General features: G+C 59.0%; 30 protein-coding genes. 29 read left to right on the top strand and 1 reads right to left on the bottom strand.

Going from position 1 to position 24,720, the window contains the following annotated elements; all coding sequences use genetic code 11:
* The first annotated feature begins 1 nt into the window (after position 1).
* The 25 genes from LE197_RS12740 to LE197_RS12620 all read left to right on the top strand — a co-directional run bounded on the left by LE197_RS12740 (position 2) and on the right by LE197_RS12620 (position 17,403).
* Entirely contained in the window at positions 2 to 370 is a 369-nt protein-coding gene (locus LE197_RS12740) for a putative holin (RefSeq protein ID WP_010792329.1), read from the top strand.
* Entirely contained in the window at positions 363 to 647 is a 285-nt protein-coding gene (locus LE197_RS12735) for a phage holin family protein (RefSeq protein ID WP_003101053.1), read from the top strand. Before LE197_RS12740 ends, LE197_RS12735 begins: the two co-directional genes overlap by 8 nt.
* A gap of 350 nt (positions 648 to 997) precedes the next feature.
* On the top strand, positions 998 to 1,159 hold the full coding sequence (locus tag LE197_RS12730) for a hypothetical protein (protein ID WP_010792332.1): 162 nt from the start codon (positions 998 to 1,000) through the stop codon (positions 1,157 to 1,159).
* On the top strand, positions 1,159 to 1,410 hold the full coding sequence (locus LE197_RS12725) for a hypothetical protein (RefSeq protein WP_010792333.1): 252 nt from the start codon (positions 1,159 to 1,161) through the stop codon (positions 1,408 to 1,410). The genes LE197_RS12730 and LE197_RS12725 overlap by 1 nt, the downstream gene beginning before the upstream one ends.
* Positions 1,407 to 1,652: a hypothetical protein gene (locus LE197_RS12720; RefSeq protein ID WP_016046819.1), complete on the top strand. Its 246-nt coding sequence runs from the start codon at positions 1,407 to 1,409 to the stop codon at positions 1,650 to 1,652. Before LE197_RS12725 ends, LE197_RS12720 begins: the two co-directional genes overlap by 4 nt.
* Positions 1,645 to 1,959 carry an HNH endonuclease gene (locus LE197_RS12715; protein ID WP_016046820.1) on the top strand — a complete coding sequence of 105 codons (315 nt, stop codon included), beginning with the start codon at positions 1,645 to 1,647 and terminating at the stop codon, positions 1,957 to 1,959. Before LE197_RS12720 ends, LE197_RS12715 begins: the two co-directional genes overlap by 8 nt.
* A 212-nt stretch (positions 1,960 to 2,171) precedes the next feature.
* Positions 2,172 to 2,552, top strand: a complete 381-nt coding sequence (locus LE197_RS12710; RefSeq protein WP_119537196.1) for a hypothetical protein — start codon at positions 2,172 to 2,174, stop codon at positions 2,550 to 2,552.
* Position 2,553: 1 nt separating this feature from the next.
* Positions 2,554 to 4,245: a terminase large subunit gene (locus tag LE197_RS12705; RefSeq protein ID WP_226034062.1), complete on the top strand. Its 1,692-nt coding sequence runs from the start codon at positions 2,554 to 2,556 to the stop codon at positions 4,243 to 4,245.
* A complete protein-coding gene (locus LE197_RS12700; protein WP_003088450.1) occupies positions 4,242 to 4,406 on the top strand; it encodes a hypothetical protein in 165 nt (54 codons plus the stop codon). The genes LE197_RS12705 and LE197_RS12700 overlap by 4 nt, the downstream gene beginning before the upstream one ends.
* A complete protein-coding gene (locus LE197_RS12695) occupies positions 4,399 to 5,661 on the top strand; it encodes a phage portal protein (RefSeq protein ID WP_226034061.1) in 1,263 nt (420 codons plus the stop codon). Before LE197_RS12700 ends, LE197_RS12695 begins: the two co-directional genes overlap by 8 nt.
* Before the next feature lie 131 nt (positions 5,662 to 5,792).
* A complete protein-coding gene (locus tag LE197_RS12690) occupies positions 5,793 to 6,683 on the top strand; it encodes a head maturation protease, ClpP-related (protein ID WP_181129404.1) in 891 nt (296 codons plus the stop codon).
* Complete coding sequence (locus LE197_RS12685) at positions 6,680 to 7,867, top strand: phage major capsid protein (RefSeq protein WP_226034060.1); 1,188 nt, start codon at positions 6,680 to 6,682, stop codon at positions 7,865 to 7,867. The genes LE197_RS12690 and LE197_RS12685 overlap by 4 nt, the downstream gene beginning before the upstream one ends.
* Positions 7,868 to 8,225: 358 nt before the next feature.
* The gene (locus LE197_RS12680; protein WP_169309829.1) at positions 8,226 to 8,630 is read left to right on the top strand and encodes a hypothetical protein; all 405 of its coding nucleotides are present in this window, start codon (positions 8,226 to 8,228) and stop codon (positions 8,628 to 8,630) included.
* Positions 8,611 to 8,931, top strand: coding sequence for a head-tail connector protein (locus LE197_RS12675; protein WP_012614021.1), 321 nt, complete (start codon positions 8,611 to 8,613; stop codon positions 8,929 to 8,931). The genes LE197_RS12680 and LE197_RS12675 overlap by 20 nt, the downstream gene beginning before the upstream one ends.
* The gene (locus LE197_RS12670) at positions 8,932 to 9,288 is read left to right on the top strand and encodes a phage head closure protein (protein WP_003158975.1); all 357 of its coding nucleotides are present in this window, start codon (positions 8,932 to 8,934) and stop codon (positions 9,286 to 9,288) included. It begins immediately after the preceding gene.
* A 23-nt stretch (positions 9,289 to 9,311) separates the two neighbouring features.
* Positions 9,312 to 10,124: a hypothetical protein gene (locus tag LE197_RS12665; RefSeq protein WP_058332117.1), complete on the top strand. Its 813-nt coding sequence runs from the start codon at positions 9,312 to 9,314 to the stop codon at positions 10,122 to 10,124.
* The gene (locus LE197_RS12660; RefSeq protein ID WP_226034058.1) at positions 10,075 to 10,695 is read left to right on the top strand and encodes a class I SAM-dependent methyltransferase; all 621 of its coding nucleotides are present in this window, start codon (positions 10,075 to 10,077) and stop codon (positions 10,693 to 10,695) included. Before LE197_RS12665 ends, LE197_RS12660 begins: the two co-directional genes overlap by 50 nt.
* On the top strand, positions 10,688 to 11,161 hold the full coding sequence (locus LE197_RS12655; RefSeq protein WP_023110743.1) for an HK97-gp10 family putative phage morphogenesis protein: 474 nt from the start codon (positions 10,688 to 10,690) through the stop codon (positions 11,159 to 11,161). Before LE197_RS12660 ends, LE197_RS12655 begins: the two co-directional genes overlap by 8 nt.
* Positions 11,161 to 11,526 (top strand): DUF3168 domain-containing protein, encoded by a 366-nt coding sequence (locus LE197_RS12650; protein WP_226034057.1) that lies wholly within the window; start codon positions 11,161 to 11,163, stop codon positions 11,524 to 11,526. The genes LE197_RS12655 and LE197_RS12650 overlap by 1 nt, the downstream gene beginning before the upstream one ends.
* Before the next feature lie 63 nt (positions 11,527 to 11,589).
* The gene (locus LE197_RS12645) at positions 11,590 to 12,093 is read left to right on the top strand and encodes a phage tail tube protein (RefSeq protein WP_023110742.1); all 504 of its coding nucleotides are present in this window, start codon (positions 11,590 to 11,592) and stop codon (positions 12,091 to 12,093) included.
* 9 nt (positions 12,094 to 12,102) lie between these two features.
* On the top strand, positions 12,103 to 12,453 hold the full coding sequence (locus LE197_RS12640) for a phage tail assembly chaperone family protein, TAC (RefSeq protein ID WP_003088469.1): 351 nt from the start codon (positions 12,103 to 12,105) through the stop codon (positions 12,451 to 12,453).
* A 29-nt stretch (positions 12,454 to 12,482) separates the two neighbouring features.
* A complete protein-coding gene (locus LE197_RS12635; RefSeq protein WP_003088470.1) occupies positions 12,483 to 12,749 on the top strand; it encodes a hypothetical protein in 267 nt (88 codons plus the stop codon).
* A gap of 97 nt (positions 12,750 to 12,846) precedes the next feature.
* Positions 12,847 to 13,176, top strand: coding sequence for a hypothetical protein (locus LE197_RS12630; protein ID WP_125477933.1), 330 nt, complete (start codon positions 12,847 to 12,849; stop codon positions 13,174 to 13,176).
* Positions 13,177 to 13,665: 489 nt separating this feature from the next.
* Positions 13,666 to 17,055, top strand: a complete 3,390-nt coding sequence (locus tag LE197_RS12625) for a tape measure protein (RefSeq protein ID WP_226034056.1) — start codon at positions 13,666 to 13,668, stop codon at positions 17,053 to 17,055.
* Entirely contained in the window at positions 17,056 to 17,403 is a 348-nt protein-coding gene (locus LE197_RS12620; protein WP_033993154.1) for a phage tail protein, read from the top strand. It abuts the gene before it with no gap.
* Positions 17,404 to 17,543: 140 nt separating this feature from the next.
* Here LE197_RS12620 and LE197_RS12615 read toward each other — a convergent pair whose 3' ends face one another.
* A complete protein-coding gene (locus LE197_RS12615; protein ID WP_226034055.1) occupies positions 17,544 to 17,780 on the bottom strand; it encodes a hypothetical protein in 237 nt (78 codons plus the stop codon).
* Positions 17,781 to 17,974: 194 nt separating this feature from the next.
* On the opposite strand from LE197_RS12615, the gene LE197_RS12610 reads away from it, so the two are divergent.
* The 4 genes from LE197_RS12610 to LE197_RS12595 are packed head-to-tail and all read left to right on the top strand — an operon-like array spanning position 17,975 to position 23,799.
* On the top strand, positions 17,975 to 18,676 hold the full coding sequence (locus tag LE197_RS12610) for a phage minor tail protein L (protein WP_058332113.1): 702 nt from the start codon (positions 17,975 to 17,977) through the stop codon (positions 18,674 to 18,676).
* 2 nt (positions 18,677 to 18,678) lie between these two features.
* The gene (locus tag LE197_RS12605; protein ID WP_034050696.1) at positions 18,679 to 19,461 is read left to right on the top strand and encodes a C40 family peptidase; all 783 of its coding nucleotides are present in this window, start codon (positions 18,679 to 18,681) and stop codon (positions 19,459 to 19,461) included.
* Positions 19,458 to 20,036, top strand: coding sequence for a tail assembly protein (locus LE197_RS12600; RefSeq protein ID WP_023110737.1), 579 nt, complete (start codon positions 19,458 to 19,460; stop codon positions 20,034 to 20,036). The genes LE197_RS12605 and LE197_RS12600 overlap by 4 nt, the downstream gene beginning before the upstream one ends.
* A gap of 55 nt (positions 20,037 to 20,091) precedes the next feature.
* Positions 20,092 to 23,799 carry a phage tail protein gene (locus LE197_RS12595; protein ID WP_226034054.1) on the top strand — a complete coding sequence of 1,236 codons (3,708 nt, stop codon included), beginning with the start codon at positions 20,092 to 20,094 and terminating at the stop codon, positions 23,797 to 23,799.
* The last annotated feature ends 921 nt before the right edge of the window (positions 23,800 to 24,720 follow it).

Raw genomic sequence — 24,720 nt, 5'->3', positions numbered from 1 at the left:
TATGGCCGAGCCGAGTGGTGCGGTAGCAGTCGCCGGCTTGGTCGGTATTGGTGCGTCCGCGTTGATCCCTGGCATTGATGCCAATGCAGTGATCGGGGCTTTTGCTGGGGCTATCTTCTTCGTGGTGTACGCCAAGGACATTTCGGCCTGGGCGCGCCTCGGTTACTTCGTCGTGTCCTGGATCGTTGGCTACTACGTCGCCGGCGAAGTCATCGGGCGAGAATGGGCCAGAACATCGGGCCTGGTCGCCTTTGGCGGGGCATTGTTCTGCGTCGCAGTGGGCACCAGCTTGCTGGAGTGGGTGCAGGGGGGGAAGACGCCTGGTTGGCTCCGCTTCATAGCGGACCGCTTTGGAGGTCGTAATGGTTGACCCTTGGACTCTGGTAGCCGCGATGATTTGCGGCGCCATCTGCATGCGGCTGGCGACATACCGCCGGCAAGGCGCGAGGTATCGCCGGGGAGTGTCCTGGCTCGCATACCTGCTGTGCGTTGGCAGCGGGTGTTTCGCCCTGAGCGTGATGCTCGATGCACTCCACGGCTACAGACTGAATCCTGTCTCCCCCTGGCTGACCCTGGTCCTGGCAATCCTGCTCGGCCTTGTCTGTCGCGCTCGGGGGAACCTGGCCCACATTCTGAGGGTGTACTGATGGATGCTCCGCTTCTGCTGAAGAACACTGGCACATGCCTGATTTTGTGTGACAGCAACGGGAAGCCGCTCCCTGGACAGCTTTCGTTGAGCGTCAGCAACGACGGCCCTATTCCAACCGTCACGGTCACGTTCGCACTCGTTAACAAGCGGGTAAGGCTTTGCGGCGAAGAGATGGAGTCGCGCATCTCATACGATGCATATCTTGAGACAATTAAGGGAAGGCGCAGCTGATGACCAAGTGCACCTTCTGCAACAAGACACGCGAATGGGCGAAGAAGTGGGCGCGGGTTGCCGTAGAGCGGGCGGCCTCTGCTATGGCCAGTAACCCAAAGCGACCGGAGGTGCGTGATGACTGATACCGGCGAAGAGGCTCGAGTCATCCTACGCAACCTGCTCGAAGAACAGCGAAAGACCAACCAACTGTTGCATCTGCTGATCCAGGCCCTCGCCGAGGATGGTGATGATCCTGAAGCCGTGCCCACCAGCTACCTGAGTGGAGAGCCGATCTGATGTCGGCATTTATGGGATCCGCCAGGGAGACCCAGATAGCTTCTGTCCGGGTGCGCCGCGGCTGGTTTGGCAAGCTGGTTGTCCAGGTTCGCTACAAGATCGAGCGGCCCGAAAGCCCGCTCCCTGGACGGGAGTTGATCTACCACGTATGCGGGCTATCCCGTTGGCGAGATGCCAACGCAAATGATTTCGCCGAAGCCCTGATGGTCGCGAAGCTCATCGGGATGTCTGATGAAGGAAAGCCGACATGAAGAACCGTCCAATTCCTGCTGGCGTCGAGATCAACCCCGGTCGTGCCTGGGCCCGCGATGACGTAACCGGATACAGCGAAGAAGTAGAGAGCGCGATAAAGATTCTGGAACCCCTACTGCGATCTGGCCTCCTGGCTCTCCATCCTGATGAATGGCAGGGTGGCAAGCTCTCATTCCTCAGGCCAGCACAAGCCAGGCTTCAAGGTTGGACTCCGCCGAATCGGGAGCGCCTCAATGCCTGACCTCCCTCAGCGTCACACCAAGCCAAAGGCCAAGGGAGTGACCAAGCACGAGGTAGAGGACAAAGCATGGGGGAATGGGCGCGGTGGCAGGCCGTGGCGCCGCAAGCGTGAGCGCATCCTCAAGCGAGATGGCTACATGTGCCAGTGCTCAGAGTGCAAGGGAGTGAAGAGGATCGCCACAGAGGTGGACCACATCATCCCGCTGAGCCAAGGCGGCACTGATGATGACTCGAACCTGATGGCTATTGCTGGCCACCCATGTCATGCGAGGAAGACGGCGAGGGAGTCGGCGGCATCTAGGAGATAGTCGGGTTCCATAAGCGATTGTGCACGACGATTCGAGATATTTACGAATAATGGCAGTGGTTTTCACTGGATTCGTGCGGTTTTACCGAAAAATCGAGTTAAATGAGAAAAAGTCTCATTTATAGGGGTGGGGCGGGTCAAAACCTTAGAACCTTTCGTTAGGACACCGCGCCCCCAAGTCTTTTTCCATTTCCACAGAATTTAGGTTCCCGAATGGCCCGTCACAAGCAGCCTGCCGAGGTCGCAAAGTTCAAGGGCGCGGACAAGAAGAACCCTCAGCGCTACCGGCAGGAGCCAGCAAAGGGCGAGGGGGATGTCGGCGAAGCGCCCATCCATCTGCAAGGCCCCGCTCGTCTCGCATGGAAAGAGTTGTGCGCTCAGTCGATCAAGGGCGTTCTGACGGGATCGGACCGGATCATCCTCGAGGTCACCGCGAACCTGCTTGCTGAATACCGCGCCAATCCGACTGAGTTCGCGGTTGGCAAGTACACCCACCTAATCGGAAACCTGGCCCGGCTTGGACTAACGCCGTCCGACCGCCAGAAGTTCGGCCTGGAAAAGCCGAAGGAGAAGGACGAGTTCGAGGATTTCTGAGATGACCCCCAGCGACATTGCGCGACAGTACGTTAGCGATGTCGTGGGTGGGGGCATCGTTGCGTGCCGGTATGTGAAGCTTGCATGCCAGCGTTTCCTGAATGACTTGGACCGCCAGGGCGATGACGATTGGCCATACGTTTTCGATGAGTCCAAGGCAGATCGTGCTGTCAAGTTCATGCAGCTCATGCCTCACACCAAAGGCAAATGGAGCGCTTCGAAGTCGAAGCTAGTGTTCGAGCCTTGGCAGGTATTCATCGAGGCCAACATCTTCGGCTGGGTGAAGAAGGACACCGGCAAGCGCAGGTTCCGCGAGGCCTACGAAGAGATTCCCAGGAAGAACGGGAAGTCGGCCCGTCTTGCCGCACGAGGCATTTACCTATTCGCCGCAGATGGCGAGTCGGGAGCCGAGGTCTACTCCGGCGCCACCACCGAGAAGCAGGCCTTCGAGGTTTTCCGTCCAGCGTGGATGATGGCGCACAAGCTGGAGAACCTGCGTAGCCGATTCGGTATCGAGCTTTCTGGCAACCAGAAGAACCCTGGCCCCATGTTCGTCATGGAGGACATGTCGAAGTTCGAGACGGTGATCGGCAACCCAGGGGACGGTGCAAGTCCCCATGCGGCCCTGGTGGACGAGTACCACGAACACGACACGGATGCCCTGGTTGACACCATGCAGACCGGCATGGGGGCACGAGAACAGCCATTGCTGTCGATCATCACGACGGCGGGATCGAATCTCGGCGGACCCTGCTACGAGAAGCGACGGGATGTGATCCGCATTCTCGAGGGTCAGACGATCGATGAGACGATTTTCGGGATCATCTACACGATCGACGAGGATGACCCGTGGGATGACCCGGCCAGCCTGATCAAGGCCAATCCTAATTACGGAGTGTCGGTCTTCCCTGACTTCCTCCTAGCCCAGCTCCAGCAGGCCAAGCGTTCGGCGTCGAAGCAGAACGCCTTCCGCACCAAGCACCTGAACCAGTGGGTGGGGGCTAGGACGGTCTGGATGAACATGCTGGCCTGGCAGCGGCAGAAGCGCGACTTCACGATTGCGGACATGGCCGGATGTCGCTGCTGGATGGCTTTGGACCTTGCCAGCAAGAAAGACGTGGCCGCCCTGGTAATGCTGTTCGAGAAAGCTGGTCAGTTCTACTGCATTCCCCGCTTCTACGCTCCAGAGGCTGCCGCCGAGGAAAACGAGAAGTATCAGAACTTCGCGCTCGAGGGCCATCTGACCCTGACGCCAGGGAGCATGACGGACTACGCATTCATCGAGGCAGACATCCTTGATCTGGCAAAACAGGTCGACCTGCAAGATGTTGCCTTCGACGACTGGCAGGCCAACTACCTGATTACCCGACTCTCCAACACATCCATCCCGGTCGTGGACTTCAACCAGACGGTGAAGAACATGAGCGACCCGATGAAGGAGGTGGAGGCGAGGGTAATAGCGCGGACGCTCTGGCATGACGGGAACCCAGTCATGGCCTGGATGATGGGCAACGTGGCGGCAAAGATCGACGCCAAGGAAAACATCTACCCGCGCAAGGAAAACGACAACGACCCCAACTGCAAGATCGATGGTCCAGTGACCTTGATCATGGCTATGGGGCGCGCCCTGGTTGCCGGCGTTGATGACGGCGACGACTTCATGAATGCCATACGGAATCCCATCATCGCATGAACATCGCAACTGGCCTCTACCTCTTCTTCGGCGTCCTTGGTCTGGCTCTTTTCGTAGCCGGAACCTTCGTGCTGCTGGGGCTCGGCTGGGCGCTCATTTCCGGTGCAGCGTCAGCATTCGCTATCGCGGCGTTCATTCGCAAGGGGCTGACCAGTGAGTAAGAGTCTCGGAAAAGTCCTGAGCAGTGCTACGTCTGCGCCCAGGTCTTCATTGTTCGGTTGGGGGGATAAGACCATCCGCCTGACTGATGGCGCGTTCTGGTCGCAGTTCTTGGGGCGAGAGTCCTCAAGCGGGAAGAAGGTCACTGTCGACAAGGCAATGAAGCTGTCCGCGGTATGGGCTTGCGTTCGCTTGATCTCTACTTCTGTCGCCGGCCTGCCGCTTGGAGTGTACGAGCGGAAAGCGGACGGGAGCAGAGTCGATGCTCGGTCGTTCCCGCTCTACGATGTTGTTCACAACAGCCCCAATGACGACATGACGGCCTTCCAGTTCTGGCAAGCCATGGTCGCATCGATGTTGCTTTGGGGGAACGCATACGCGGAGATTCGTCGTGCTGCCGGTAGGCCTGCTGCGCTGGACTTCCTGCTTCCGTCGAGGGTCGACCTGGAGTGTGATGACAACGGTCGGCTGAAGTACTTCTACACGCCAAAGAAGGGTGCCCGTAGAGAGATCGAGCGCGCAAACATGCTGCACATCCCGGCGTTTACGCTGGACGGCAGAGTCGGTCTCTCTGCCATCCGGTATGGCGTCGATGTCTTCGGCTCGGTCATGTCGGCGGAGGATGCCGCCAACGGCACATTCAAGAACGGACTGCTCCCCACGGTCGCATTCAAGGTCGACCGCATTCTCCAGCCTGCGCAGAGGGAGGAGTTCAGGGAGTACGTGAAGTCCGTATCTGGCGCCATGAACGCCGGGAGGTCCCCTGTACTGGAGCAGGGTATTACCCCTGAGACTATCGGCATCAACCCAGTTGATGCTCAGTTGCTGGAGACGCGAGAGCATGGGGTGATCGAGATTTGCAGATGGTTCGGGGTACCGCCCTGGATGATTGGCCAGACCGACAAAGGGAGTAACTGGGGGACCGGGCTTGAACAGCAGATGCTCGCGTTCCTGACATTCTCGATCAGTTCGATCACCAATCAGATTCAGCAGTGCGTCAACAAGCGGCTGCTAACTGCGCCCGAGCGGATTCGCTATTACGCCGAGTTCTCCCTTGAGGGATTCCTGAAAGCTGATAGCGCGGGTCGCGCTGCCTGGTACAGCACCATGGCGCAAAACGGATTCATGACCCGCAACGAAGGTCGCCGGAAAGAGAACCTTCCAGAGCTTCCCGGCGGCGACATCCTGACTGTGCAATCCAACCTAGTCCCCCTGGATCAACTGGGGGGGGCAACGAAAGAAAGCTCTCCGCCGTAGAGGCGGTCCAAAAGGCCTATCTCGGCGTTGGGAAGATGATCACCGCCGACGAAGCGCGACAACTCGTAAACCAGCATGGCGCAGGACTGAAAGTTCCCGGGCCCGACTTCGAAGAAACACAGGAGTAACCCATGACTCTGCGAAATCTTCCGGCAGCGCCGGAGGCTCGCCCGCGCTCGGGCGTCCAGTGCGACCTGGCGCCAAAAGCGCTGGATGCATGGCGTCCTGAGCTTCGCGCCGCGGCCGGCGATAACCCCGACACCACCATCACCATCTACGAACCCATCGGTTACGACTGGTGGACCGGCGAGGGCGTAACCGCGAAACGCATTGCCGGTGCGCTGCGCGCCATCGGCGGCGATGTCGATGTGACCGTGAATATCAATAGTCCGGGTGGCGACGTGTTCGAGGGGCTGGCCATTTACAACCTGCTGCGCGAGCACAAGGGCAAGGTCACGGTGAACATCATCGGATTGGCTGCCTCTGCCGCCTCTTTCATCGCCATGGCGGGGGATGAGATCCGCATTGGCCGCGCCGCCTTCCTGATGATCCACAACGCCTGGCTGATCGCCATGGGTAATCGGAATGATCTCCGCGAGATAGCCGATTGGCTGGAGCCATTCGACATGACGCTGGCTGACATTTACGCGCAGCGCACCGGCATCGATATCGACGACATCGTGAAGCAGATGGACGCCGAGATCTGGATCGGCGGGCGCGAAGCCGTCGACAAGGGGTGGGCAGATGCCTTCCTGGAATCCGACGAGATCTCCAGCGCTCCCAGCAACCGCAGCGAAGCCATCTTGGCCAAGCGCCGGATGGATGCCGCTCTGGCTCGCAGCGGCATGCCGCGAAGCCAGCGCAATGAACTCATCAATGACTTCAAGACCAGCATGCTTGGCGCTGCTGGCGGGGGTGGTGACACCCCGACCGATATGCCTGGCGCTGTCGCTCCTGACCTCTCCGCTGCACTACGGGCAGCACAAGACATCACTAAATTCCTCCAAGGAGAATCGCAATGAGCGACTTCGAGAAACAAATCGGCGAACTGAACACCAGCCTCAAGCAGGTCGGCGATCAGATCAAGGCCCAGGCCGAACAGGTCAACACCCAAATCGCCAACTTCGGCGAGATGAACAAGGAAACCCGAGCCAAGGTCGACGAACTGCTGACCGCTCAGGGCGAACTGCAAGCACGGCTGAGCGCCGCAGAACAAGCCATGCTGGCCAACGAGAAGCGTGACGGCGGCGAGGAAGCACCGAAGACCGCCGGCCAAATGGTCGCAGAGAGCCTGAAAGAGCAGGGTGTAACCAGCTCCCTGCGCGGTTCGCATCGCGTATCCATGCCGCGCTCGGCCATCACCTCCATCGACAGCTCTGGCGGTGCCCTGGTTGCTCCTGATCGTCGCCCCGGTGTCGTTGCCGCTCCGCAGCGTCGACTGACCATCCGCGACCTGGTTGCGCCGGGCACCACTGAATCGAACTCCGTCGAGTACGTTCGCGAGACCGGCTTCGTCAACAATGCCGCTCCTGTTTCGGAAAGCACCCAGAAGCCGTACTCCGACCTCACCTTCGAACTGGAAAACGCGCCGGTTCGCACCATCGCACACCTGTTCAAGGCAAGTCGCCAGATCCTGGACGACGCTTCGGCCTTGCAGAGCTACATCGATGCGCGCGCTCGTTACGGCCTGATGCTGGTCGAAGAAGGTCAACTGCTCTACGGGAACGGGACCGGCGCCAACCTGCACGGCATCATTCCGCAGGCACAGGCCTACGCTCCGCCGAGCGGCGTAGTGGTGACTGCCGAGCAGCGAATCGACCGCATCCGCCTGGCGATCCTTCAGGCGCAACTGGCCGAGTTCCCGGCCAGCGGTATCGTGCTCAACCCCATCGACTGGGCGCTGATCGAGCTGACCAAGGACGCCGAGAACCGTTACATCATCGGTAGCCCGCAGAACGGCACCACTCCGACCCTCTGGCGTCTGCCGGTGGTGGAAACCCAGGCCATCACTCAGGACGAGTTCCTGACCGGTGCGTTCTCTCTCGGCGCCCAGATCTTCGACCGCATGGACATCGAGGTTCTGGTTTCCACCGAGAACGACAAGGACTTCGAGAACAACATGGTCACCATCCGCGCTGAGGAGCGGCTGGCCTTCGCGGTCTATCGCCCCGAGGCTTTCGTGGCTGGTTCGCTGACCGCCAGCTGACTGGAAGGGGCCGGGAGACCGGCCCCTCTTTCTTTGAGGTGGTTATGCCTGACGTAATGATCAAGCCAATTCGCTCATACCTGGACGGCGGTCGCGTGAGAAAGGCTGGTGGTGATGCATACCTTGCATCCGAGCATCTGGCTCGCCAGTTGGCGGCGCGCGGTCTTTGCCAGATTGTGGAATCAGAGATCCCAAAGCCTGTGGCTGGCGAGTCGCTGTCTGCCTCGCAAGTGGCCCCAGCCTCACAGCAGAAGACTGCGAACGAGTCAGAGAATGGCGGGACTCCTCGCCGCAGAGGGCGGCCATCTGCACGAACACAACGTTCCGACTGACCCCATGGGCTGATGCACTGTGGGCAATGGATAAGGCCTGGTGGGAGAGATACGCCGCCGAGGCTAAAGCAAACTTCTGTGGTGAGCTTCTGACACTGAGCGCCAATCCCTTCGGAATAAAGACGGCGCGCATCGAGCACTACAGGAACTCAGGCGGCGGCGCAGTTTCCTTGGCCATCGCCAGGGGTGCTAAACGCATCATCCTGCTGGGCTATGACATGCAGAAAACCAATGGGCAATCGCACTGGCACGGCGACCACCCGAAAGGGCTCGGGAGCGCCGGCAAGATCGCCGAATGGCCGTCCGAGTTCGAGCGCCTGAAGCGCAACAACCCGACAATCGAGATCATCAATTGCACTCGCGAAACAGCGCTGACCTGCTTCGCTCGACGCCCGCTGGAGGAAGTGCTGAATGAGCATGATCCCGCTTGATACAGCAAAGTCCTTCCTTGATGTGATCCACGACTGGGATGACGCCAAGCTCCAATTGCTGCTGGACGGGGCCGAAGACGAGGCCTGCCAATTCATGTGGCGCCAGTCTCTTGATGGCCTTTGCAATTGCGAAGAGAGCAGTGAGGTAGTCAGCAGCGAGCCAGGCATTCCGCCTAGCGTGGTCATCGGAGTGCTTCTCTTGCTTCAGGCCAGCTATCAGGCTGCTCCAGAAGAAATCGCAACTCTGCGCAAGGCGGCCGAAGTGAAGCTGATGCCGTACAGATGCGGCTTGGGGGTTTGAATGCTGGCCTACCGTATGCGCCACCGCATTCAGTTCCAGCGGCAGGTACAAACACAAGACCCTGATACGGGGGAAATGGTGACGACCTGGGAGACCGTTCTGTTCTCCGGTCGCGCCGACCTGCCCGCCGAGGTTCTGACTGGCCCAGGTCGCGAGTTGATCGCTGCCGATGCTACGCAGGCGGAGACCACTGCCAGGATCAATTGTCGATGGTTCCCCGTTGAGCGGCTGGAACTCTACACCTGGCGGGTCATCTGGGATGGACGGGTCTACAACATCACCAGCGCGGAGACCGATGTCACAGCTCGGCGTGAATGGAGACTGCGCTGCTCTGATGGATTGACGGACGGACGCTAGGAGGTCACTTGTTCATCCGCGGAATGCTTGGCCTTGGTGACAATATCTACGCCCGCGCGTTCGTGAAGAAGCACCTTGGAGCCTATCTCGAAACGCCGTGGCCCCAGCTCTATGCAGACATCGATGTGAAATGCGTGCGTCCGAGCACGCAGCTCCGCACGCAAGCGAAGAACGTCCAGCGCCCGGCGCAGTGGCATAAGCCATTCGGTGGCGGCCAGCTCCGAATCGCCTACGGCCAGATGCCGATCATCCAGGGCTTGCGCCAAGCGTTCCGGTGCGAGCCCGGTGTGTTTGATTTGCCCCACTTCGGCCCGTCGCCGGTCAATGGCCGCTATGTGCTGGTTCGCCCAGCCACGGTTCGCGCTGAGTGGCGTGCAGACACGCGCAACCCACTGCCTGAGTACATCGCCAGCGCTGCCGAAGAGATGCGCCGCAGGGGCTGGAAAGTGGTTTCCGTGGCGGACCTGGAGCCGGGAAAGGAGTGGGCGCTCGATCCACTTCCGCCGGCTGACATCCAGTTCCACAAGGGCGAACTTCCGGTTGAACAACTGCTGGCGCTGCTCCAGCACGCAGATGCCGTGATTGGCGGCATCGGCTGGATTGTTCCGGCCAGCATCGCCGCCAAGGTTCCGGCCTGGATCATCTGCGGCGGTCAGGGCGGCTACAACTCGCCTGAACACATCACCGACAAATGCATGGACCTGTCCCGCATCACCTTCGCGGTTCCCGACAGGTTCTGCCGCTGCACCATGAAACAGCACAACTGCGACAAAAGGATCACCGATCATGACCAACGCTTTGCCGCCTGGGCTGACCGACTGCCTGCTCTGGTCTGAAGAGCTTGGCATGGGCTTCCACCCGCGTCCTCCGATGGACTATAGCGGGCCGTATTTCGAGAAGTACCAGCTGCTTGACGCTACCCCGATGGGCGCTGCGCTGACCCAGGCCCGTATTGATCTGGTGCGCAAGCACTTCGCCGGCGGCGTGGTGGACATCGGCATCGGTGGCGGCCGGTTTGTACTGGAGTGCGAGGGATCGGCCGGTTTCGACGTTAATCCCGAGGCCGTCGCCTGGCTGGATTCGCGCGGCCTACTCTACGACATCAACGCGCTTCCCTTGCGAGCGATCACCTGCTGGGACAGCCTGGAGCACATCCCAGACCCCGAGGCGCTGGTGGCCAAGGTCAGCGAGTGGGTATTCGTCTCCATGCCCGTCTACAAGGACCAGGTCGATTGCCTGAGGTCGAAGCACTTCAAACCTGGTGAGCACCTGCACTATTGGAGCGTTCGGGGTCTAGTCGGGTGGTTTGCAAAGATGAACTTCGGCTGCGTCGAGATCAACGAGCGAGAATCAGAACTCGGTCGTGAGGGTATCACCAGCTTTGCGTTCCGGAGAGTCCATGGCTGACGGCGTTGAGTTCAGCATCACCGGGCTTGAAGGCGTGCTCGAGAAACTCAGAACTCTTGGCCCGCGCCTCCAAAAGAACGGCCTGAGAAAAGCAGCCCGCAGGGCGATGAACATTGTCAGGGATGCCGCACGAGAAAAGGCGCGACTTGTCGATGATCCCGAAACACCAGAGAAAATCTGGAAGAACATCATCACTCAAGAGTCCGCCAAGCAGGGGCGGCGTGAAGGGGGGGTGGTGATGAAGGTTGGAGTGCGCGGCGGCGCTGGTCGAAACCAGTACAGCAAGGATGCAAGCGGAAATCCTGGTGGCGACACCAGGCACTGGCGCTATCTGGAGTTCGGCACCAAGTACTCGCCGGCGAAGCCATTCATGCGGCCTGCTCTGTCTCAAAACATTGAGCCCGTTACTGAAAAATTCATATCCGAGCTTGATGGCGAAATAGACAAGGCTCTAAGGGGGAGGTGATGCATCCGCCAATCTTTAAGGTCTGCTCAAGTAGTCCCGCTGTTACCGCGATTCTCGGTGCGTCCCCGCTGAGGATGTATCAGTTTGGCCTGGCCCCCCAGCTCGTCGTCAAGCCGTACGCAACATGGCAGACCATATCTGGATCGCCGGAGAACTACCTATGGGGGCGCCCTGACGCCGATGGGTTCACCCTCCAGGTGGACATTTTCTCAGCCACCGCTGCGGAAGCCAGAGATGCAGCAAAGGCCATCAGGGATGCAATTGAGCTTTCAGCCTATGTAGTCCGCTGGGGAGGGGAATCTGTTGATCCTGATACCAAGACCTACCGAGTCAGCTATGACATCGACTGGATAGTCCAGCGATAGACACCTAAACCAATCAGCCCGCCACCGCGCGGGTTTTTATTGCCTGCTACAGGAGAAGACGTTATGTCGATGCTTACCCAAGGAACTCAGGTCTATGCCCTTGTTCCGCCCCGCTCTGGATCTGGTCCTTTTACGGTGATGGAGATCGAGTGCGCAACCTCCTTCAACCCCGGAGGAAACCCGGCGGATCAGATCGAGGACCCGTGCTTGAGCGAGACCTCGCGCAAATACAAGAAGGGCATGCGTACCCCTGGTCAAGCCACTCTCGGACTGAATGCAGATCCGCGGAATGCGAGCCATGTTCGGCTCTTTCAGCTCTCAGAGGATGACAGTGACCAGGATATTGTCTTTGCTGTCGGCTGGTCAGATGGTGTCGGTGTAAGCCCGTCCGCAGACCAAGACAGCAATGGAGACTGGGACTTTGATCTTCCGCCGACGCGTACATGGTTCGTTTTCCGTGGTTACGTCAGCGACTTCCCGTTCGATTTTGCAGCCAACACCCTGGTCGCCACCCAGGCCACGATCCAGCGCTCTGGCGCAGGGCAGTGGATTCCGAAAACCGCGTAAGGAGCAGACATGAAACTAGCCGATCTGGTGGCCGCTGGCGCGGTCCTGGGCGATGGACTGGTGAAGAAAAGCATCACCTGGACGCACACTCCGCCGGGTAAGAAAAAGGCGGTCACGGACACCTTCGATGTATTCATCAAGCGCAGCAGTTTCGGCGCCATGGAACGCCTGTTCGCTCAAGACGACGACAAGAAGAGCCAGAATGCGCGTTACCTGGCTGAGAGCGTCAGACTGGGCGAGGGTGGCGAGGAAGAGATTCCCTACGAAACTGCGTTCAACCTCGACCCTGCGTTGGGCTTCCTGCTCTTGCAGGCTGTCGCGGAGGTCAATGGCACTGCGCCTGGTGACGAAAAAAACTGACGCCCGCCGATGAGGTTTGGCATGAACTCGTGCTGAACGGCATCGGCGGTTGCACCATTCGCGAGGCGAAGGAGCGCATCGACTACGATGAGTACAGGGCGTGGGTTGCCTACCTGAAAAAGCGTGGCTCCCTCAACGGGAGCTATCGCCTGGAGTGGGTGCTGGCTCAGTTAGCCGCGATTCAGGCCAAGGTAGGGGGTGTGAAGTGCGAACCCGACGACTTCCGTCCCCATGTTCGGGGGCCGGTAGAGCCGGTGGGTATCTCGCTCGAGCAAGCCATGGCCGCATGGGTTTGACCTGGCAAGGATGCTGGGTTCCTGTGCTGGCGCTCCGGTTGGCCAGGATGCTGGCTCCGTGCTAGATTCCGAGCGATCACCACCGGGAGGGTTGTTAATGCGTAAGATATTGGTTGCTTCAATAGTTCTAACTGCTGTTTTAAGTGGATGCGCCTCTAGTGGAAAAGAGATTACGCAGGAGCAGGTGGATAGAATTGTGCAGGGACAAACAACTCAGGATCAGTTGATTTCGATTTTTGGCAAGCCCATGGCGGAACAATACAATTCAGATGGGAGCCGTGTACTTACCTGGGGGTATGCCTATGTTGGGTTTATGGGGGCTGGCACCGAAACCCAGGGGCTTTCGGTAATTCTTGGTCCAGATGGAAAGGTTACAGGGTATAGCAGGGCAGGTTCCTCTCCATCCCCTGCAAGATTTGGTCGGTAAGCTGTTTTAGTTTCTGATTTAATCGGCAGGTAAGATATGTTTGAGGAAGTTTATAATAATTGGGTTTCTATTTTGTTTTTCGGGGTTTGGTTGGCGTCAATCTCTGCGTATCTGGCAGCATCTCGCAGAAGAAGTATAGCCCTATGGTTTGTCTTTGGTTTCTTCGCTCCGATAATCGCCATACCTCTTATATTTATTCTAGGGGAAGATAAGCAAGCATCTGAACGCTCGTCTCGTCAGGCTGCAGTGGATGTCGGTATATCGAATGGTTTTAAGAAATGCCCATATTGCGCGGAAGCCGTCAGAGAGGAGGCTAAGCTATGCCGACATTGTCGGTCTGAGATATGAGATATGGGCATGTCTGTACTGGCATCGGCCAAACTAAAATTGGCCGAAAATCATATTCAATGGGGATGATTATCTGAAGAAGTAGAAAATCCCTATGCAAGCCGCCTTCGGGCGGTTTTTTATTGTCCGGAGAAAAGCTAAATGGCCTCTCGCTCGCTTGGTGTGCTGACGCTCGACCTCATTGCGCGCATTGGGGGATTCCAGCAGAACATGAGTCGAGCCGCCCAAGACACTGCGCGCAGTATGGGGCGGATCGAGCAAAGCACGCAGCGGGCGAGTTCGACAGCAGTTAGCGCTATCAAGTCTATTGGTGTTGCGGCGGCTGCTTATCTGAGCGCCCGAGAGCTTGTTGGATATTCGCAAGCCTGGGTCTCTATTGAGAACCGCATCAAGCAGGTCAGCGAAAGTCAGGCTCAGTTCAGTCAGTCGATGGATGCAGTGTATTCCGTCGCTCAGAATGCGCAGTCATCCTTGGAGGGCACTGCGGAGCTGTACCAGAGGATTGCCGCTTCGACTGGTGAGCTCGGCGTAAATCAACAGCAAGTTGTCCAGGTTACCCAGAACATCAGCAAGGCTATGTCGGCCAGTGGTGTTTCCGCTGCCGCTGCGGAAGGTGCGCTGGTGCAACTCGCACAGGCCTTTGCCTCTGGCGTGCTCCGAGGCCAGGAGTTGAACTCGGTACTCGAGCAGGCTCCGGGCTTGGCCCAGGCCATCGCAAACGGTCTCGGGGTTGCGGTTGGAGACCTTCGAAAGCTTGGCGAACAGGGCAAGCTGACCTCCAAGCAGGTCTTTGAGGCGATCCTGTCTCAAACACGCGCTATTGATGACCAGTTTGCGCGCGCCCAGACCACTATCGCTGGCGCGTTTCAAGTGTTGGAGAACAGCGCGACCAAAGCGATCGGCAGCCTGGATAGCACTCTCGGGGTGTCCAAGGCCTTTACGGAAATCATGGTTTCCTTGTCGAAGTCGCTTGACTCTACGGGCGTGCAGGCCTTCGTCCAGGTCCTGAATACTGGGCTATATCTGGCGATCGGACGTACTGCTGGCGCTCTGGTAAGCGCGACGGCTGCCAAGATCGCAGACGTCAAGGCGACCCAGGAGCAGACCTATGCTGCGTCGGTTGCTGCGGCCGGAGAGGTGCGACGCGCCCAGGCGGTGAAGGCTGAGGCCGTTGCCGAGTTAGACAGAGCACGCCAGGCCGTGGCTTCTGCTCGTGCGCAGGTGGCTGCTGACCGGGAGCGACAAGCCTCCGAAATCTCTCGTTTGCGGGCGGTGCAGGCATCGCTTGTGGCTGAGCGCGAACTCGAAGGCCAGCGGCTGAAGGCCCAAATCACAGAGATTGGCCGACAGCAGTCTGTCGCTCGAATGGCCGAGTTACGGCTAGCCGAAACGGCCATCATCAAGCAGCTTCAGGCTGCGGAGGCGCAATTGACGGCCACCACCGTGGCGGGCTCGCAGGCGGTTACTGCAGCCCTTGCTCAGCGAGTGTCTGCAACCGAAGCGCTTTCTGCGGCGAACTTGCAACTTACCGCAGCTCAAACTGCCTCGACGGCCGCAATGGGCCGATGGTTCGCGGCCAGCACAGCTTTGGGGGCAGGGTTAAATGCCCTGAGAACAGCAGGCGCGGGGATTCTCAGGATTGCTGCTGGATGGCCGGGGCTGATCATCTCGCTGGGGATGGTAGCCTTGTCCTTCGTCGACTTCGGGGACAAGGCCGAGAGTAATGCTGGTCGTGCGGCCAATGCTTTCGAAGACGCCTCCACCCGCATCCGCCAGGCCGCTCGGACGATGATTCCGGAGGATCTTTCCGGGCTCAGCTATGACCAGTTGAAGCAGCAGTTGGCGGGCCTTCAGGATCAATTGAAGGATGCTGAGGCGCTTCAAGAGCGGTTCCAGAAGGGCGTTGACGACAATACCGACATTCCGTTTGGTCCTTCGCTGGACGAGGCAAAGGAGAAAGCAGAGTCCTTGCGCCTTGCCATCCAGAAGACACAGCGAGAACTGGACGGTGCAAGGTTCGCTTCGGAAAAGGCTGGCGCGAGCTATCTGGATAATTTGCAGAAACAGAGCGTTGTCGCCGGCAAGCTGACCGAGGTAGAGAAGCTCCGCGCCCAGATCAACGCTGGAATCCTGAAGCTAAGTCCTGACGATGAAAAGCGCGCCCTGGCCTATGCCGCAGCCGTGGACAAGGCGAATGCCTCGACCAAGTCCCAGAAGGACCTGTTGAAGGACTCTACGAAGGGGCTGAAGCAGGCTGAGGAGCGGTATCGGGACCTCAAGAAGGAGATCGACCCTACCGCGACTGCGACGGACGAGTACAGGAAGAACATCGAGGCCCTCAACACCCTGAAGGACAGGGGAAAGATCACGAGCCAGGAGTATGCGAAGGGAATCGAGTGGGCGGCCAAGTCGTTCAACTCCGCAGTGGACGCGGCCAATCCGTTCGTGAAGCGGCTCAGAGAGATCAAGTCCGCGATGGACGAGAGCCTGGGCAATCTCAAGCTCGAAGGGCAGCGCGAAATCCTCGGGATGGGGATGAGCGATAGCCAGAGGGGGCTGTTCGACAAGCTGAACGAGGAGAATGACCGTTACGCCAAGGCCCGCAGGGATCTTGCCGACCGCTATGCAGACAGATCGGTCGGGATGAGCGACGACGAGTACCAGCAAGAGCTCCAGGCTCAACAGAAGCACCATGAGCAAATGCTGGAGCAGTTGCAGGCAAACTACGATGCTCGACTTGAGGCCCAGGGGGACTGGGTGTCCGGAGCCCGCTCCGCATGGGAAACCTACGTGGAGGATGCGCAGAATTACTCGAAGCAGGCCTCTGACTTCGTATCTGGTGCACTTGGCGATGCTACCAACGGCTTGGGCGATGCAATCACCGATATCGTCACGCGGACCAAGAGTCTCGGAGATGCGTTCGGTGACATGGCTGCGGACCTGGCTAAGTCGGTCATCAAGGCCCTGGCTGACATGGCCGCCCAGTGGCTTGTCTACCAGGCGGTGCAGTTGGTCGTAGGGAAGACGGCTCAATCGACTGCGGCAATCGGGCTGGTCGCCAATGCTCAGGCAACGGCGTTTCAGGCACAGCTAGCAGCGTTTGCCTCGACGGCTGCCATCCCGATTGTTGGCCCTGGCCTGGCTGCTGGTGCTGCTGCGGCTGCCGCCGCAGCTACCGCGCCAATGGTTGCTGGAGTTTCTTCGGCGGCCTTCGCGGGCATCGCGCACGGCGGCATCGACAACATCCCGAAGGAGAGTACCTGGCTGCTTGATGCTGGTGAGCGGGTGCTCAGTCCGAATCAAAACAGGGACCTGACTGCTTTCCTCAGCAGGGAAGGCGGCGCGAGTGCTGGGGCTGGACAGGCGCCGTCGATCACTATCAACGCTCCGGTCACGGTTAATGCCCAGCCCGGCATGAGCCAAGAGGAAGCTCGAATGCAGGGAGAGGCTGCCGGGCTGGCCTTGCGGGAGGAGGTCCGGAGCGTCATTCGGGAAGAGATGGGGCAGAACGGTCTGCTTTGGAGACGATAAGTGGCTGAGACCTTTTCTTACTGTACGCGCCTTGGAGCTACCGGCGAGACTGCTCAACGCACCTGGCAGAACGACTTCGGGGATGGATACGTTCAGTCCGGCGGAACGGGGATCAACACCAGATCCGAGACCTGGGATGGAATGACGATCATCGGGCGCCTGGAGGCTGGTGATGATCTCCTGGGCGCCCGCGCATTTTTGGACCGGCACGAGGGGTATAAGTCGTTCCTATGGACACCCCCTGGCGGCGTACAGGGTCGATACCGGTGCAATGGATACAAACTGAGGCCGTTGGGGGGAGGCCTGTACGAACTGGGCTTCACGTTCGTTCAGGTCTTCTACCCGTAACAACCAACCATGAGCGGCTATGCCGCGGGAGAAAATTATGAGCAGAGAAGCAGGAAAAACCGAAAAGGATGGCAAAGAAAAGAAGCTTCAATATCGCATCCTTTTCGATAAGTCAGGGAGATATATGGCCGGTATTAAGCTTATCTCTCAATAGCTTCTATGAAGTTGTCGATTAGTTGGTTGTAATGCTCTTGGCTTCCGCCTTCGATGCTTACCGATCGAGCATCAAGCAGCCCCTTCTTAAGTGATGCCGCCTCGAATCCTGGAATTTCCTTCACGGCACTGATGAGCTCGATAATCGCATTAGTGTTGGCTGAGGCATGCGTGGCAAAAACGGCCTCAATTGCTGCTATACGTTGTTCCAGATTAACGCTCATTTCGACCTCCTAGGTCTTTAACCGCGCCGACATTGGCGCCTCCCGATCCCTGGGCCGGCACGCTCAGGGTCGGGAAACCCTTGCATGAAGGCACGACGCTACTACCCCGGTAGGGCGGTTGCCACTGGCATTTCATCCACGCTGTACAACCTTCCAGCCCGCCTCGCGCGGGCTTTTTCATATCTGGAGAACGCATGGCCTTCAATGCTGATGTGCAGAAGCTTGAGCCGGGGAACCTGATCCGGCTGTTTGAGGTGGATGCGACGCGCCTTGGCGGAAATCTCTGGCGATTCCATGGTCACGCCCAGGAAGGGGAAATCATCTGGCAGGGCAATGTGTACGAGCCGATCCAAATCACCGCAAAAGGCTTTGATATCCGCGGCGATGGTCGACCCGCGTCGCCGACCCTCCAACTGGCAAACGAGCTCGCCGGCATTCGAGGAGCGATATCGGCCATCTGCCTTCAGTTGCGAGACCTCTGTGGCGCCAGGGTGCGGGTGATCGAGACGTGGCGGCACTATCTGGATGCCGCAAACTTCCCTGATGGCAACCCCGATGCAGCCGACGAGGCTCGGGTGGGGATCTGGTTCATTGAGCAGAAGACCGAGGAAACCCGGGAGCAGGTCACCTTCGCGCTCAGCAGCCCTATCGACATGGAGGGGCAGATGCTACCGGCCCAGCAGATCACCAAGCTTTGCCGGTGGGCGTGCCGAGGTCAGTACCGTGGAGAGGCTTGTGGTTATACCGGCGCCGCCCTCTTCACGAAGAAAGACGAGCCTACCGACAACCCAGCTCTCGACCGGTGTGGTGGCCGCTGGAGCAGTTGCAAGCTGCGTGGCAATACCAACCGCTTCGGCGGTTCCTTGGGGGCAAGTTTGATCGTTTCGTCGAGGTAAGCATGCGCATCAGTCAAAAGCTGCAGTGTCAGATCCTGGCGCACGCCGAAAGCGTCTACCCAAGCGAGGCGTGTGGTGTATTGCTCAAGACCGACAGCGGCCGAGAATACGTGCCTTGTGGCAACCTGGCGGTCAGTGATCGCGAAAACTTCGTCATGGATCACCGGGACTACGCGGCAGCAGAGGACCGCGGCGAAGTGATTGCCGTCATTCATAGCCATCCGGACAAGGCTCCCACCCCGAGCATGGCTGACAGGGTCAGTTGTGAGCTTCACGGATTGCCGTGGGGCATCATCGGTCTGCCGGGCGGGGAGATGCTTTGGTTCAGGCCCTCCGGTTATCGTGCTCCGTTGCTTGGTCGAGAGTTTTCCCACGGCTTGCTCGACTGCTGGGGGGCCTGCAGGGATTGGTACGAGCGAGAAGCTGGGTTGGCGCTGCCGAACTTTGAGCGCAAGGACCTTTGGTGGGAGGACAAGGAAGGCTCAAGCCTGTACGAGGACAATTACGAGAGGGCCGGCTTCTATCGCGTTGACGACCTGCGGCGAGGGGACATGTTGGTGTTTCAAGTGCCAACTCCGGGGCGGCCTTGCTATCACCCGAACCATGCCGCGATCTACCTTGGTGCCGAGCCTCATTTGCGAAGCGAAGAGGCCCCGGCGCTGGGCGGATCAGGGCCGTTCATCTATCACCACATGGCGGGTCGCGCGGCTGCACGCGAAATCTATGGCTGGTCCATGGCCAACAGGCTCCGGCTGATCCTTCGTCACAAGGACTTCTCCGAATGAAGACCATCCGACTGTATGGCGCGTTGCGCCGCGAATTTGGCCGTGAGTATGTGCTCGATGTATCAGGGCCGCGAGAGGCCACCATTGCCCTGGCCAGCATGGTGGATGGTTTCGAGAAGTTCATGCGAACAGCAGAAGAGCGTGGGATGCGGTTCGCGGTCTTCGTAGGAAGGCGAAATCTTCGCGAAGAGGAGCTTGACCTGGCCGGAGCCGGCGAGTCGGTCATCCGCATCGTGCCAGTCATCCAAGGCAGCAAGAGTTCCGGGATTTTTCAGACGGTCCTAGGGGCGGCGTTGGTCGTTGCGGGCTATTTCACGTTCGGCACCACTTCGGCAATAGGCGTTGCAATGATGGCTGGCGGCGCCGGCCTGGCACTTGGTGGCGTTGCCCAGATGCTGGCCCCGTCAACTCAGGCTTCCGCCGCGAAGAACGAGGATGGGAATAACCCGAGCTATGGATTCGGTGGTGCCATGACCACTATCGCTCAGGGCAACCCATACCCAGTGCTTTACGGCGAGCGAGAGATCGGCGGCGCCGTCGAGTCGGGCGGGGTTTACACGGAAGACCAGCTCTAGCACGACTGCTGCCAGACCCCGCTTCGGCGGGGTTTCTTGTTTCTGGAGATCGAAAATGTCTGTTGTGACCAAAAAGCGCCATCAGCCTTTGCGTGGAAGCAAGGGGGGCAGTTCCAAGCCGAAGCAGCCGCACATTGCCCAGAACGGCGTTGCCTCCCTGTCCACTGCTCGGATCGTGTATCTCCTGAGCTGGGGGCCGATTGTTGGGCCAGTCAATGGACTCAAGTCGATCAAGCTTGACGGTACTCCGATCCAGGCAGAAGACGGCACGCTGAACTACCCCGACGTGAAGTGGCAGTTTCGTCCAGGTGAGTTAAATCAGGAGCGACTAGAGGGCGTAGCGGAATCCAGCAATGAGATTGCGGTGGGTCAGACCTTGCTCAGCACGCAGCCCTACATCTACACCGTCACGAACGCTACGGCGGATGCGGTACGCGTGCGCCTGTCCTGGCCCAACCTGCAGGCGCAGGACTCGTCCGGGAACATCAATGGGGTGCGCATTGAGTACGCGATCGATGTCGCCACGGATGGTGCTCCTTACCAGACTGTACTCAGCACGTTTGTCGACCGGAAGAACGTTACGACCTACTACCGATCCCACCGGATCAACCTGCCGGCAGGAGGGCACTGGGCGGTACGCGTGCGGAGGATCACGCCGGAGGCGAACAGCTCTCTGGTCCAGGACACCATGGTGCTGACTGCGATAGCTGAAGTTGTCGACAGCAACCAGGAGTTTCCGCTCACCGCCCTTGGCTGCGTGGAATATGACGCCCAGCAGTTCGGGGGTGACTTTCCGAAGTTCTCTGCGCTCATGCGCGGGCGGATCGTGCGGGTTCCGATGAACTATGACCCTGAGACTCGGACCTATTTTACCGGCGGCCCCGGTACCACGAATGGCGTTTGGGACGGCACCTTCAAGGAGGCTTATTCCAACAATCCGGCCTGGGTTTTCTATGACCTGGTGTTGAACCCCTATTACGGCCTGGGTGAGCGCATCGACCAGAGCATGGTCAACCGTTGGGCCCTCTATCGCATTGCGCAGTACTGCGACCAGTTGGTTCCGGATGGGAAGGGCGGTCAAGAGCCTAGGTTCACTTGCAACCTCTATCTTCAGAAGCAAGAGGAGGCGTATGCCGTTCTTCAGGATCTCGCTGCAATCTTTCATGGGTTGGCGTTCTGGGATGGTAGCCAGATCACTGTCAACGCCGACATGCCTCAGGACCCGGTTTACACCTATACCACGTCGCAGATTCTGAACGATGGTGTGGTTGCGTATTCGGGGACACGGACGCGAGACCGCCATTCGCTGGCGATGGTCTCTTGGGACAACCCGGCCAATGCGTTCGAGACAGACAAGGAGCCGGTCTTCGACGAGGATGCGATTATCGAGCTTGGCGGGATCGTCAGGGAGGTATCGGTCGGGGCTCTCGGCTGCACCAGCCAGGGTCAGGCGCAGCGGGCGGGGCAGTGGGCGCTTATGACTGAGCAGTTGCAGACTCGTGGGGCCGTCTGGAAGGTTGGCCTGGATGGATTCATCCCTCGCCCTGGGCAGGTGGTGGCTCTGGCAGACCCCATGCTTGCCGGTCGTGCGAACGGCGGCAGGATCTCGGCGGTGTCTGGACGAGCAATCACCGTTGATCGAGATGTGGATATCCCGCTCGGCGCGCGACTGCGGGTCAACTTGCCCAGCGGGCGCTCGGAAGCCAGAGCGATTCAAGGCCTGGATGGGCGCGTCATAACAGTGGTGGCCGACTTCAGCGAAGAGCCTTCCCCTGAGAGCGGGTGGGCGATCGACTACGACGACCTGGCCCTGATGCAGTTCTATGTCAAGAATGTGACCAGGCCAAGCTGGGAGCAATTTCAGCTTGAGGTCATCCAGCACGAGCCCGGCAAGTTTGATGCGATTGATCACGGGGCGATCATCGACTCTCGACCGATCAGCGTCCTCCCATCCGGCGTGCAAGATCCGCCTGCACGCGTATTGATCTCGCAGCACATCGCGGTCGAGCAAGGCCTGGCGGTCACGATCATGACCATCGCCTGGGACGCGGCACCGGACGCGGTAGCGTACGACGTAGAGTGGCGCTGGGGCTCGCGCGAGTGGGTCAGGGTTCCGCGTACGGGGGAGCTGATGGTGGAAGTGCGTGGGGTATACACCGGCCAGTACCTTGCGCGCGTGCGGGCTGTGAACTCCATGAACGTGTCGTCGATCCCAGCGAACTCGGTGTTGACCAACATCACCGGCAAGACCGGCGCGCCGCCGGCGCTGGCGTTCCTGCGTACCACCAGCGGACCGTGGAAGATCGGCCTGGAGTGGGGATTCCCGGCCAGTGGCGCGGCGGACACCGCCTACACCGAGATCCAGCAGTCGGTCACCCCGGGCGGCAGCGAACAGAACGCAACTGCCATGGGCTTGTTCGCATACCCGACCGACACCCACACGCTGACCTCGCTGGCGGCCGGCGCTCGCTTGGCCTTCCGCGGGCGGCTGATCGACCGGACCGGCAACGTCGGCCCATGGTCGGCCTGGGTCGACGGCATCAGCTCGACGGATGCGAGCGAGTACAACGAGCTGATCACCAAGGAGTACGTCGAGTCCGCGCTGGGCGAGCAGTTCTTCGCCGACATCGATCAGATGCAGGTCGATATCACTGGCTTGCAGGACCAGATCGACAATCTGACCGATGTGCTGGCCTACGACCCGACGAAGACCTACGCGAAGAACGATATCGTGCGTGTTGGCAGCCGGCTGTATCAAGCGAAGCAGGCGGTGCCGCTCAACGCCTCTCCGCCGAATGCGACCTACTGGGCCGACATCGGACAATCGATCGAGACGGCCAACGGTTTGGCCCAGCAGGTGGCCACCAACACCGCGGATATCACCGAGCTCGACGGCAAGGTCGAGGCGGCGGCTTCGAGCCTGGATGTTCTGCAGGCTGCCGCCCGCCGGGAGCCGGCGACCGGAGAGAAGGCCGATGCGCTGAAGGGCTGGGACACCATTGCTCGAGCCGCCACCGAAGTCACCGTGCGGGCGAACGAGGATGAAGCGCAGGCGAAGCGGACGAGCTTGCTTGAAGCGCGTACCGGGACCGCGGAGGGCAGGATCGCCACCGTGGAGTCGGTCGTTGCGTCGAACAATGCCGTGACCGTCCAGCGGCTGGATCAGCTCACCGGCCAGGTTGCGAGCAATGCCTCGGCGATCAGCACCGAACAGACCGTCCGCGCCAACGCAGACAGCGCCCTGGGGCAGCGGGTGGATACCGTCAGCGCGCGCACCGATACCAACGAGGCGAACATCCAGACCACATCTCAAGCGGTTACCTCGCTGGATGGAAACGTCAAGGCGCTCTACAGCGTGAAGCTCCAGGCGCATGCCAATGGCCAGAAGTACGCCGCTGGCTGGCAACTGGGCTTCGACAGCGGCACGAGCGTGACGACCATGGCGTTTCAGGCTGATCGGTTCCTCTGGTTCAACAGTTCCAGCGGGCAGACCGTGGCGCCGGTCTCGATCGTCGGCGGACAGATGTTCATCAACAACGCGATGATCCAGGACGGATCGATCACCAACGCGAAGATCGGCAACGTGATCCAGTCGACAGCCCTAGGTGCCAACGGTGAGCCGCTCTGGAAGCTGGATAAAGCGGGGAGCTTGACGATGAACAGTTCCACTAGCGGAGGTTTTATGCGGCAAACGGCAGAGGCGATCAAAGTGTATGACGGAAACTTAGTTCTACGCGTCCAGATTGGGAATCTGGATGTATGAGTTTCGGGATTCGGCAGCGCAACGCTAGCGGTAGCATTGTGTTCGATAGTTCCTCGTACGCCATGCGCATGGTGTATCGACTGGTTATAGGAAGTATTTCGCAAGGTATGTCGGTTGCTGTGCCGGGGTTCGATTCATCAAGGGGAGTGCTGTTCTTAACGGTCGAGGGGAATCCCTATGCATATATACCGTCATACACAATATCTGGATCCACTATAACATTTATGCGAAATGGTTCGTCTAACTCTATATATACATTATATGCGGTGATGTTCTCATGAGTTACGGTGTGAAGTTTGTAGGTGATTACGGTCAGGTAATAATCGATCAAGATCACCCATGCATGCATGTCGTTGCAGAAGGAACATACAGCGGAGGGAGTGTCACGTATCCCGCACCTATAGCTAGCGTAGTTCCTCCGTTTGTATTCTTCTCGCCAAACGGTTCCCATCTAATATCTTTTTTTAAGCATGTGGGAGTTCCCGGTAGGTGGACCGGGTTCACGTTCTCTCAACTTGTGTTCTCGGCAATGACTGGAGTTGCGTATGGCGGTAAGTGGAAAGCCTGCGCCGTGTATTTGCCTAGAACCTCTGGATGGGGAATGCAGGTGTTCGATAATGAGTCACGGGTTGTATTTGATAGCAATCGTCAAATTGCTCGATATTTAGGTGGAAGCCAGAATTGGAACTACGCTGGTAGGGATACAGGAGCGTTGCCTGGCTACACTTTGAACACTTGGGCTACTCCGTGGACGTGGGGTGGGGCATATTTTTTAGTTAGTCATTTCAATGCGCAAACGGGCCATACGCCTGATCCTTCTGACGTAGGGATAGGGTTTGTATTCTCAGGGAATTCACGCATATACGTGACAGCCTACATGCCGGGGGGTGGTCAACCTGCTATCCCGGTTCCGTTTAACAC

This window comes from Pseudomonas sp. PS1(2021) (assembly GCF_020405165.1).
Taxonomy (GTDB): Bacteria; Pseudomonadota; Gammaproteobacteria; order Pseudomonadales; family Pseudomonadaceae; genus Pseudomonas; species Pseudomonas aeruginosa.
This window is presented reverse-complemented; position numbering and strand designations above follow the sequence as displayed.

What these genes read in the sequence shown, in the direction of transcription:
- LE197_RS12740 (WP_010792329.1), top strand. Translation starts at nt 2, where the DNA reads ATGGCCGAGCCGAGTGGTGCGGTAGCAGTCGCCGGCTTGGTCGGTATT.
- LE197_RS12735 (WP_003101053.1), top strand. Translation starts at nt 363, where the DNA reads ATGGTTGACCCTTGGACTCTGGTAGCCGCGATGATTTGCGGCGCCATC.
- LE197_RS12730 (WP_010792332.1), top strand. Translation starts at nt 998, where the DNA reads ATGACTGATACCGGCGAAGAGGCTCGAGTCATCCTACGCAACCTGCTC.
- LE197_RS12725 (WP_010792333.1), top strand. Translation starts at nt 1,159, where the DNA reads ATGTCGGCATTTATGGGATCCGCCAGGGAGACCCAGATAGCTTCTGTC.
- LE197_RS12720 (WP_016046819.1), top strand. Translation starts at nt 1,407, where the DNA reads ATGAAGAACCGTCCAATTCCTGCTGGCGTCGAGATCAACCCCGGTCGT.
- LE197_RS12715 (WP_016046820.1), top strand. Translation starts at nt 1,645, where the DNA reads ATGCCTGACCTCCCTCAGCGTCACACCAAGCCAAAGGCCAAGGGAGTG.
- LE197_RS12710 (WP_119537196.1), top strand. Translation starts at nt 2,172, where the DNA reads ATGGCCCGTCACAAGCAGCCTGCCGAGGTCGCAAAGTTCAAGGGCGCG.
- LE197_RS12705 (WP_226034062.1), top strand. Translation starts at nt 2,554, where the DNA reads ATGACCCCCAGCGACATTGCGCGACAGTACGTTAGCGATGTCGTGGGT.
- LE197_RS12700 (WP_003088450.1), top strand. Translation starts at nt 4,242, where the DNA reads ATGAACATCGCAACTGGCCTCTACCTCTTCTTCGGCGTCCTTGGTCTG.
- LE197_RS12690 (WP_181129404.1), top strand. Translation starts at nt 5,793, where the DNA reads ATGACTCTGCGAAATCTTCCGGCAGCGCCGGAGGCTCGCCCGCGCTCG.
- LE197_RS12685 (WP_226034060.1), top strand. Translation starts at nt 6,680, where the DNA reads ATGAGCGACTTCGAGAAACAAATCGGCGAACTGAACACCAGCCTCAAG.
- LE197_RS12680 (WP_169309829.1), top strand. Translation starts at nt 8,226, where the DNA reads ATGGATAAGGCCTGGTGGGAGAGATACGCCGCCGAGGCTAAAGCAAAC.
- LE197_RS12675 (WP_012614021.1), top strand. Translation starts at nt 8,611, where the DNA reads ATGAGCATGATCCCGCTTGATACAGCAAAGTCCTTCCTTGATGTGATC.
- LE197_RS12670 (WP_003158975.1), top strand. Translation starts at nt 8,932, where the DNA reads ATGCTGGCCTACCGTATGCGCCACCGCATTCAGTTCCAGCGGCAGGTA.
- LE197_RS12665 (WP_058332117.1), top strand. Translation starts at nt 9,312, where the DNA reads ATGCTTGGCCTTGGTGACAATATCTACGCCCGCGCGTTCGTGAAGAAG.
- LE197_RS12660 (WP_226034058.1), top strand. Translation starts at nt 10,075, where the DNA reads ATGACCAACGCTTTGCCGCCTGGGCTGACCGACTGCCTGCTCTGGTCT.
- LE197_RS12655 (WP_023110743.1), top strand. Translation starts at nt 10,688, where the DNA reads ATGGCTGACGGCGTTGAGTTCAGCATCACCGGGCTTGAAGGCGTGCTC.
- LE197_RS12650 (WP_226034057.1), top strand. Translation starts at nt 11,161, where the DNA reads ATGCATCCGCCAATCTTTAAGGTCTGCTCAAGTAGTCCCGCTGTTACC.
- LE197_RS12645 (WP_023110742.1), top strand. Translation starts at nt 11,590, where the DNA reads ATGTCGATGCTTACCCAAGGAACTCAGGTCTATGCCCTTGTTCCGCCC.
- LE197_RS12640 (WP_003088469.1), top strand. Translation starts at nt 12,103, where the DNA reads ATGAAACTAGCCGATCTGGTGGCCGCTGGCGCGGTCCTGGGCGATGGA.
- LE197_RS12630 (WP_125477933.1), top strand. Translation starts at nt 12,847, where the DNA reads ATGCGTAAGATATTGGTTGCTTCAATAGTTCTAACTGCTGTTTTAAGT.
- LE197_RS12625 (WP_226034056.1), top strand. Translation starts at nt 13,666, where the DNA reads ATGGCCTCTCGCTCGCTTGGTGTGCTGACGCTCGACCTCATTGCGCGC.
- LE197_RS12615 (WP_226034055.1), bottom strand. Translation starts at nt 17,780, where the DNA reads ATGAGCGTTAATCTGGAACAACGTATAGCAGCAATTGAGGCCGTTTTT.
- LE197_RS12610 (WP_058332113.1), top strand. Translation starts at nt 17,975, where the DNA reads ATGGCCTTCAATGCTGATGTGCAGAAGCTTGAGCCGGGGAACCTGATC.
- LE197_RS12605 (WP_034050696.1), top strand. Translation starts at nt 18,679, where the DNA reads ATGCGCATCAGTCAAAAGCTGCAGTGTCAGATCCTGGCGCACGCCGAA.
- LE197_RS12600 (WP_023110737.1), top strand. Translation starts at nt 19,458, where the DNA reads ATGAAGACCATCCGACTGTATGGCGCGTTGCGCCGCGAATTTGGCCGT.
- LE197_RS12595 (WP_226034054.1), top strand. Translation starts at nt 20,092, where the DNA reads ATGTCTGTTGTGACCAAAAAGCGCCATCAGCCTTTGCGTGGAAGCAAG.